General features: G+C 71.0%; 7 protein-coding genes. 3 read left to right on the forward strand and 4 right to left on the reverse strand.

Annotated elements, in window-relative coordinates; genetic code table 11:
- On the reverse strand, positions 1-234 hold a 234-nt coding region (locus tag AWZ10_RS36965), incomplete at its 3' end, for a DoxX family membrane protein (protein ID WP_159058499.1).
- Positions 235-392: 158 nt separating this feature from the next.
- On the opposite strand from AWZ10_RS36965, the gene AWZ10_RS36970 reads away from it, so the two are divergent.
- Both AWZ10_RS36970 and AWZ10_RS36975 read left to right on the forward strand, forming a co-directional pair.
- The gene (locus AWZ10_RS36970; RefSeq protein WP_046707888.1) at positions 393-719 is read left to right on the forward strand and encodes a nuclear transport factor 2-like protein; all 327 of its coding nucleotides are present in this window, start codon (positions 393-395) and stop codon (positions 717-719) included.
- Positions 720-807: 88 nt separating this feature from the next.
- On the forward strand, positions 808-1839 hold the full coding sequence (locus AWZ10_RS36975) for an aldo/keto reductase (RefSeq protein ID WP_060893204.1): 1032 nt from the start codon (positions 808-810) through the stop codon (positions 1837-1839).
- Positions 1840-1869: 30 nt separating this feature from the next.
- Here AWZ10_RS36975 and AWZ10_RS36980 read toward each other — a convergent pair whose 3' ends face one another.
- The 3 genes from AWZ10_RS36980 to AWZ10_RS36990 form a co-directional block, all read right to left on the reverse strand.
- Complete coding sequence (locus tag AWZ10_RS36980) at positions 1870-2610, reverse strand: ABC transporter ATP-binding protein (protein ID WP_244172677.1); 741 nt, start codon at positions 2608-2610, stop codon at positions 1870-1872.
- A gap of 47 nt (positions 2611-2657) precedes the next feature.
- Positions 2658-4142, reverse strand: coding sequence for an ABC transporter permease (locus AWZ10_RS36985; RefSeq protein ID WP_060893205.1), 1485 nt, complete (start codon positions 4140-4142; stop codon positions 2658-2660).
- 473 nt (positions 4143-4615) lie between these two features.
- Positions 4616-5404, reverse strand: coding sequence for an SDR family oxidoreductase (locus AWZ10_RS36990; RefSeq protein ID WP_060893206.1), 789 nt, complete (start codon positions 5402-5404; stop codon positions 4616-4618).
- Positions 5405-5563: 159 nt separating this feature from the next.
- Between AWZ10_RS36990 and AWZ10_RS36995 the strand changes: the two genes are divergently transcribed.
- A complete protein-coding gene (locus AWZ10_RS36995) occupies positions 5564-7225 on the forward strand; it encodes an alkaline phosphatase D family protein (RefSeq protein ID WP_060893207.1) in 1662 nt (553 codons plus the stop codon).
- The last annotated feature ends 38 nt before the right edge of the window (positions 7226-7263 follow it).

Consider the following 7263-nt stretch of genomic DNA (forward strand, 5'->3'; position numbering starts at 1 on the left):
TGTCGCGAGGCCCAGCGCGAGCAGCGCGCCGCCGCCCGTCTCGGCCAGCCCGGCCGCGGTGGCGCTCGCCTTGCCGGGCGCGTACCCGACGGACTCCATGAACGCGCCGGTCCCCTCGATCCCGTGCCCGCCGAACCAGCCGAACAGCTTCTGCGCGCCGTGCGCGGCGAGTACGCCGCCCGCGCCCAGCCGGAGCAGCAGCAGTCCCAGATCACGTCGGTCGAATGAGGTCATGATCACTCCCGGGCAGCCCGTGCGTAGGTCCCCTCCCGCGTATCCACCGTCGCACCGATCACACCTGCCCGACCCGCCCTGGCCGCCGTTCGGGTGGCGCCGAATCCGTCGCGCGTCTCCGGTGGCGTACCCACGCCGACGGTGTGAGGCTGTCCGCCATGACGATCGCACCCGCCAAACTCAGCGACCCGGCCGTCCGGGCCTTCGTCGCCGCGGTGAACTCCCACGACCAGAACGCGTTCTTCGCGCTCCTCACGGACGACGCGACCATGTCGGACGACGGCTCCGACCGTGACCTCCCGGACTGGACCGACCGGGAGATCTTCTCCTCCCACGGCCACATCGAGGTCCAGCGCGAGTCCGCCGGCGGCCGTGCCCTGGTCGCCAACTACCGCAACGACACCTGGGGCGAGATGCGCACCGCGTGGCGCTTCACCGTGTCGGAGGACGGCAGGATCAGCCGCTTCGAGACGGGCCAGGCCTAGCACTTCGTCACACCTCTCCCCCCTCGCCACATCGCGTCGGCCGCAGACCCTTGCCTTCGTGTGCACTCCAACTCCTAACGTCATGGTCATGGAGACGAACTCGCACACGGACACGAACTCGCACACGGACACGCACCCGTACACCCGGCCCCTCGGCCGCAGCGGCATCCAGGTCAGCGCCCTCGGCTTCGGCTGCTGGGCGATCGGCGGCGAGTGGCAGGCCCCGGACGGGCAGCCGCTCGGCTGGGGGAAGGTGGACGACGAGGAGTCCGTACGGGCGGTGCACCGCGCCCTCGACCTCGGCGTCACCTTCTTCGACACGGCCGACGCGTACGGCACCGGGCACAGTGAGCGGGTCCTCGGCCGTGCCCTCGGCAAGCGCCGTGCGGACGTGGTCGTGGCCACCAAGTGGGGCAACGTCTTCGACGAGGCCACCCGCACCCTCACCGGCCAGGACGACACCCCCGCCCACGCCCGCCGTGCCCTCACCGCCTCCCTCGACCGCCTCGGCACCGACCACGTCGACCTGTACCAGCTGCACCTCTCCGACGCCGACCCCGAGCGCGCGGCCGAACTCCGCGACACCTGCGAGGAGTTCGTGCGCGAGGGCCTGATCCGGGCGTACGCGTGGAGCACCGACGACCCGGACCGCGCCGCCGTGTTCGCCGAGGGGCCGCACTGCGCGGCCGTGCAGCACCGGCTGAACATCCTGCAGGACGCGCCCGAACTCCTCGCGCTGTGCGAGGAGTCGAACCTCGCGAGCATCAACCGCAGCCCCCTCGCCATGGGCCTGCTCACCGGCAAGCACACCCCCGGGCGCGCCCTGGAGGCCGGTGACATCCGCAGCACCCCGCCGGCCTGGCTGCCGGGCTTCACCGCCGGCGCCGGCGCCGACCCGGAGTGGCTCGGCCGGGTCGAGGCGCTGCGCGAGATCCTGACGAGCGAGGGCCGTACGCTCGCGCAGGGCGCCCTCGCCTGGATCTGGGCCCGCAGCCCGCGGACCGTGCCCATCCCCGGCTTCCGCTCGGTCGCCCAGGCCGAGGAGAACGCGGGCGCCCTCGCGAAGGGGCCGCTCACCGCGGACCAGGTGGCCGGGATCGACCGGGTCCTGGGGCGGTGAACGGCCCGTACGACAGTCACTGAGGAGGCCTCAGCCCGCGTACTCCTCCTGCTCCCGCGGCTGCGGTTGCTGTTCCTGCTGCTGTTCCTGTTCCTGTACCTGTTCCGTGAGCGTCAGCTGCCCCGCCTTGATCGTGGCGAGCCGGGGCGCCCGCCGGGCGATCGAGGAGTCGTGCGTGACCAGGACGAAGGTGAGGCCCTGCTCCCGCCACAGCCCCTCCAACAGGGCCATGATCTCGTCGCGGGTGCCCTCGTCGAGGTTGCCGGTGGGCTCGTCGGCGAGGAGCACCTTCGGCCGCTTGACCAGCGCGCGGGCGATGGCGACGCGCTGCTGCTGACCGCCGGACAGCTCGGACGGGGCGTGGGTGAGGCGCTCGCCGAGGCCCACCGAGCGCAGCGCCTCGGCGGCCCGCTCGCGCCGTTCCCTCGCCTTCACACCGAGCGGGACGAGCGCGGTCTCGACGTTCTCCTGCGCGGTCAGCGTCGGGATGAGGTTGAACGCCTGGAAGATGATGCCGATCTTCTCGGCGCGCACCCGGGTCAGCTTGGCCTCGCTGATGGAGGCGAGGTCCACGCCGTCCAGTTCGACACTGCCCTCGGAGGGGCGGTCGAGGGCGCCGATCATCTGCAGGAGGGTGGACTTGCCGCCACCCGTGGGGCCCTGGATGACGAGCTGGTCGCCGTCCTCGATGACGAGGTCGATGCCGCGCAGCGCCTCGATCGTCTCCTTGCCCCGCTTGTAGCGCTTGGTCACGCCGGTGAGCTTGTACATGGGTGTCCTGTTGTCCTTTGTCCTTGGGGAGGTTGGGGGCCGGTCGGCTACGACACGCTGCGGAGCGCGTCCGCGGGCCGCATCCGGGAGGCGCGCCAGCCGCCCATGGCCCCGGCGATCAGACCGCCGGCGATGGCCAGGCCCGCCGCGAGCGCGATGGTGGACAGCGAGACGGGCGCGGACAGCGCGATCTCCAGGGCGTTGGAGGTCTGCTGACCGGGAGCACCGCCCCCGCCGGGGCCGCGGCCCATCCCGCCGCCCATGCCACCGGTGTTGCCCAGCTCCGCCTTGAGGGTGGGGCTGATCGCGGTCACGGTGTACGCGGCGGCCAGGCCGAGGCCGATACCGAGGGCGCCGCCGAGCAGACCGTTGACGACGGACTCGCCGACGACCTGCCGGGTGACCTTGCGGCTGGGCCAGCCGAGCGCCTTCAGCGTGCCGAACTCGCGCACCCGGCGGGAGACGGCCGAGGAGGTGAGCAGCGCGGCCACCAGGAACGCGGCGGCGAGCACGGCGATGGACAGCCACTTGCCGACGCTGGTCGCGAGGTCGGAGGCGGTGGTCAGCGAGCCGGAGACGGTTTCGGCGAGGTCGGCGGAGGTGGTGACCGTGGTGCCCGAGATGTTCTTCTGGATGGTCGCCTTGACGGCGTCGATCTGCTGCGAGTCGGTCGCCTTGACGTAGATCGTGGTGACGGTGTTCTTCGCGTCGCCGAGGGTCTGCGCCTGCTTCAGCGGCAGGTAGACGTCGGTGGTCGACTCGCTGGTGTCGGGCGTCGCGATACCGATGACCTTGTACTTGGTGCCGGAGATATTGATGCTCTCGCCGACCGTGTACTCGTTCTCCTTGGCGTACGACTTGCTGAGCACCGCGACCTTCGCGTCGGTCTGCGAGGCCGTGAACGTCCTGCCCTTGGTGATCTTCGAGGTGGCGAGCGGGCCGAGGTCCTGCTCGGTGACGTCGACACCGGCGACGGAGTAGCTGTTGACGCCGAAAGAGGCACCGCCGCCCTCGACACGGGGCTGGCTGGAGCCGCCCTGGGTGTTGCCTCCGCCAGGGCCGCCCTGGCCCTGCTGCTGCGCGGAGGAGTCGTCGGTGCGGGCCTCGCCCTGGGTGAAGGACCCGTCGACCTTGGTGACGTTCAGGCTGAGCGCGCCCACGGCCTCCGCGACACCGTCCTGCTCGGCCACCTCGGCGACGAGCGAGGACTTCAGGGTCTGCCCGCCCTGGGTCATCACCCGGTCGGAACTCTGCTCCTCGCCGTCGTCGCCGTCGGCGGTGGCGTCGAACTCGAATCTCGGCCCGCCCTGCTCCTCGCCGTCCCCGGAGGGCGCCTGCCTGGCCTTGGTGACCGTCATGTCGGTGCCCAGGCCGTAGAGCGACTGAAGGACCTTGTCCTGCGCCTGCCGCATCCCCGCCGAGACCGAGGTGACGGTGATGACCAGCGCGATTCCGAGCGCCAGACCCATGGCGATGACCAGAGCCGCCTTCTTGCGCCGGCTCAGCTCGCGCTTGAGATAGATGCCAAACATCCCGTTCCTCAAAGGTTCTTGGCGCCCGCTGTGGGCGCGGTCACAAGCTAGGGAGGAACCTTTGAGGGGTCCTGAGTAGGGAATGTGCAATGCCTGAGAAAACGAGGCCCGGGATCAGATTTCGATAAGACAGCGCATTCCTGAGCGGTTCATGGGCTATTGCCAGGAAAACCCGCTTGGATACCGCCCGGAGAAGAAAAATGGGCGGGCAGCCGTTCCGTGCTCCGGTGCTTCCCTCGCGGTCCCGCGCGAGGTCCGCCCCCTTCCGGAGCACGGAACGGCTGCCCGCTCCCCCTCGGGATGGTCACGGAAGCCTGCGCCTCCAAGTGTGAAGCTCTCGTGGAGACGAGCCCTGAGCATATGCCTGCCACGTGCTCCAATGGACCGGAGCAACATCTTCCGTTTGTGTAAGTTGAGCCCTGGACGAATGCCGTCGGACCCGATGGGCGCGGGCCGGCCCGCCCTCCGGCGGCTCAGCCCCGCCCGACGTACGGCATCGTCGTCGCCATCACCGTCGCGAACTGCACATTCGCCTCCAGCGGCAACTCCGCCATGTGCCGCACGGTCCGCGCCACATCGGTCACGTCCATCACCGGCTCGGGCACGAGCTGGCCATTGGCCTGCAGGACGCCGTTCGCCATGTGTTCGGTCATGTCGGTGGCCGCGTTGCCGATGTCGATCTGGCCGACCGCGATGCCGTACGGCCGCCCGTCCAGCGACAGCGACTTGGTGAGGCCGGTCAGTGCGTGCTTGGTCGCGGTGTACGCGACGGAGTGCGGGCGGGGGGTGTGCGCGGAGATGGAGCCGTTGTTGATGATCCGGCCGCCCCGCGGGTCCTGCTCCTTCATCTGACGGTACGCCGCCTGCGCGCACAGGAACGCCCCGTTGAGGTTGGTGTCCACGACGTGCCGCCAGGCCGCGTAGTCCAGCTCCTCCACCGGCACCCCGCCCGGACCGAACGTGCCCGCGTTGTTGAAGAGCAGGTCCAGCCGCCCGAACCGGTCGCGCACGGCGGCGAGGAGCGCGTCCACGTCGCCGGGCCGCGAGACGTCCGTACGGACGCACAGCGCCTCCGGGGCCCCGAGCCCGACACCCGCGTCCGTCGCGGTGCCGGCCTGGGCCGCGCTCTCGGCGAGCTTCTCCTCGCGGCGGCCCGCCAGCGCCACCGACCAGCCGGCGCGCAGCAACTCCACGGCCACGGCGCGGCCGATGCCGGAGCCCGCACCCGTCACGATCGCGATCTTGGTTCCGTTGTCCTTCATGGGCTCGCAGCGTAGGGGAGGGCCCCCGCTCGGTCGCGCAGGTGGGGCCCATCATCCGGAACTCATTCGTCCGCCATCTGGGTGTTGTGTACGTGACAGAAGATCGTCGAACCTGGCCACTCCAATGCACAAACACAACTACCTTCAATAGAGGGCCAGATGACACCCACAGCCCACCGGTCGACGCAGCCCCGCTCCTCCCACGCGCCTGAACTCCGCACCGCCGCCCGGCACTTCGACCGCCGCCGCTTCCTCACCGTCACGGGAGCCGCCGCCGCGCTCGCCTTCGCCACCAACCTTCCCGCGGCCGGTGCCGCGGCCGCGGCCACGCTCGACCCGCGGCAGATCACCGAGGACCCCTTCACCCTCGGCGTGGCCTCCGGCGACCCGCACCCCACCTCCGTGCTCCTGTGGACCCGGCTCGCGCCCGCCCCGTACCAGCCCGACGGCGGGCTGCCCGCCGAACGCGTCGCCGTCCGATGGGAACTGGCCCACGACGACAGATTTCGGCACATCGTCAGACGCGGCACCGCCACCGCCCACCCCGAGTTCCACCACACCGTCCACGTCGAGGCCGCCCATCTCGCCCCCGGCCGCGTCTACTACTACCGCTTCCGCACCGGCACCTGGATCAGCGAGACCGGCCGCACCCGCACCGCCCCCGGCCGCGGCCATCTGACCGGCTCCACGGCGCTCTCCTTCGCGGCCGTCTCCTGCCAGCGGTACGACCAGGGCTACTACACCGCCTACCGGCACCTCGCGGACGAGGACCTCGACGTCGTCTTCCACCTCGGGGACTACCTCTACGAGTACGCCGTGAACTCCGTCGGCGGCGCCCGCAACTACACCGACCGCGTCCTGCCCGACCTCTTCAACCACGAGACGGTCACCCTGGAGGACTACCGACTGCGGTACGCCCTCCACAAGACCGACCCCGACCAGCGGGCCGCCCACGCCGCGCACCCCTTCGTCGTCACCTGGGACGACCACGAGACCGAGAACAACTACGCGGGCGACAACCCCGACGGCGGTGAGCCCTCCGAGGAGTTCCTGCTGCGCCGCGCCGCCGCCTACCGCGCCTACTGGGAGAACCTGCCGCTGCGCCGCCCCCAGCGCCCCGACGGACCCGACATGACGCTCTACCGCCGCTTCCGGTGGGGCCGCCTCGCCCAGTTCGACATACTCGACACCCGCCAGTACCGCTCCAACCAGGCGCAGGGCGACGGCTGGCAGATCCCCGGCCCGGAGTCCGCCGACCCGGCGCGCACGATGACGGGCGCCACGCAGGAGCGCTGGCTCCTCGACGGCTGGGACCGGTCCGACGCGGTCTGGAACGTCCTCCCGCAGCAGGTCACCTTCTCCCAGCGCCGCAACGCCGTCGGCGACGTCTACAAGGTGTCGATGGACTCCTGGGACGGCTACCCGGCCTCCCGCGAACGCCTCCTGGCCGGCGCGGACGCCGCCGGCATCGAGAACCTCATGGTCCTCACGGGTGACGTCCACGTCGGCTACGCCTTCGACATCAAACGCGACTTCGACGACCGCTCCTCGCGGATCGTCGGCACGGAGCTCGTCGCCTCCTCCGTCAGCAGTGGCGGCAACGGCTCCGACAAGCCCGCCAACTGGGACACCTACATGACCGCCAACCCCCACATGCGCTTCTACAACGGCCGCCGCGGCTACACGACGGTCAGGCTCGACCGCCGGTCCGCCCGCGCCGACTTCAAGGCCGTGCCGTACGTGACGACGACGGGCGCGGGCATCTCGACGGTGGCGTCCTTCGCGGTGGAGGCGGGCAAGCCGGGGCTCACGCCGGTGTAGGCGAGGGCGAGGGCGAGGGCGAGGGCGAGGGCGAGGGC

The organism is Streptomyces europaeiscabiei (assembly GCF_001550375.1).
In the GTDB taxonomy this organism is placed as follows: Bacteria; Actinomycetota; Actinomycetes; order Streptomycetales; family Streptomycetaceae; genus Streptomyces; species Streptomyces europaeiscabiei.

Coding starts and splice junctions, on each gene's coding strand:
- AWZ10_RS36970 (WP_046707888.1), top strand. CDS start 393: ATGACGATCGCACCCGCCAAACTCAGCGACCCGGCCGTCCGGGCCTTC.
- AWZ10_RS36975 (WP_060893204.1), top strand. CDS start 808: ATGGAGACGAACTCGCACACGGACACGAACTCGCACACGGACACGCAC.
- AWZ10_RS36995 (WP_060893207.1), top strand. CDS start 5,564: ATGACACCCACAGCCCACCGGTCGACGCAGCCCCGCTCCTCCCACGCG.
- AWZ10_RS36980 (WP_244172677.1), bottom strand. CDS start 2,610: ATGTACAAGCTCACCGGCGTGACCAAGCGCTACAAGCGGGGCAAGGAG.
- AWZ10_RS36990 (WP_060893206.1), bottom strand. CDS start 5,404: ATGAAGGACAACGGAACCAAGATCGCGATCGTGACGGGTGCGGGCTCC.
- AWZ10_RS36985 (WP_060893205.1), bottom strand. CDS start 4,142: ATGTTTGGCATCTATCTCAAGCGCGAGCTGAGCCGGCGCAAGAAGGCG.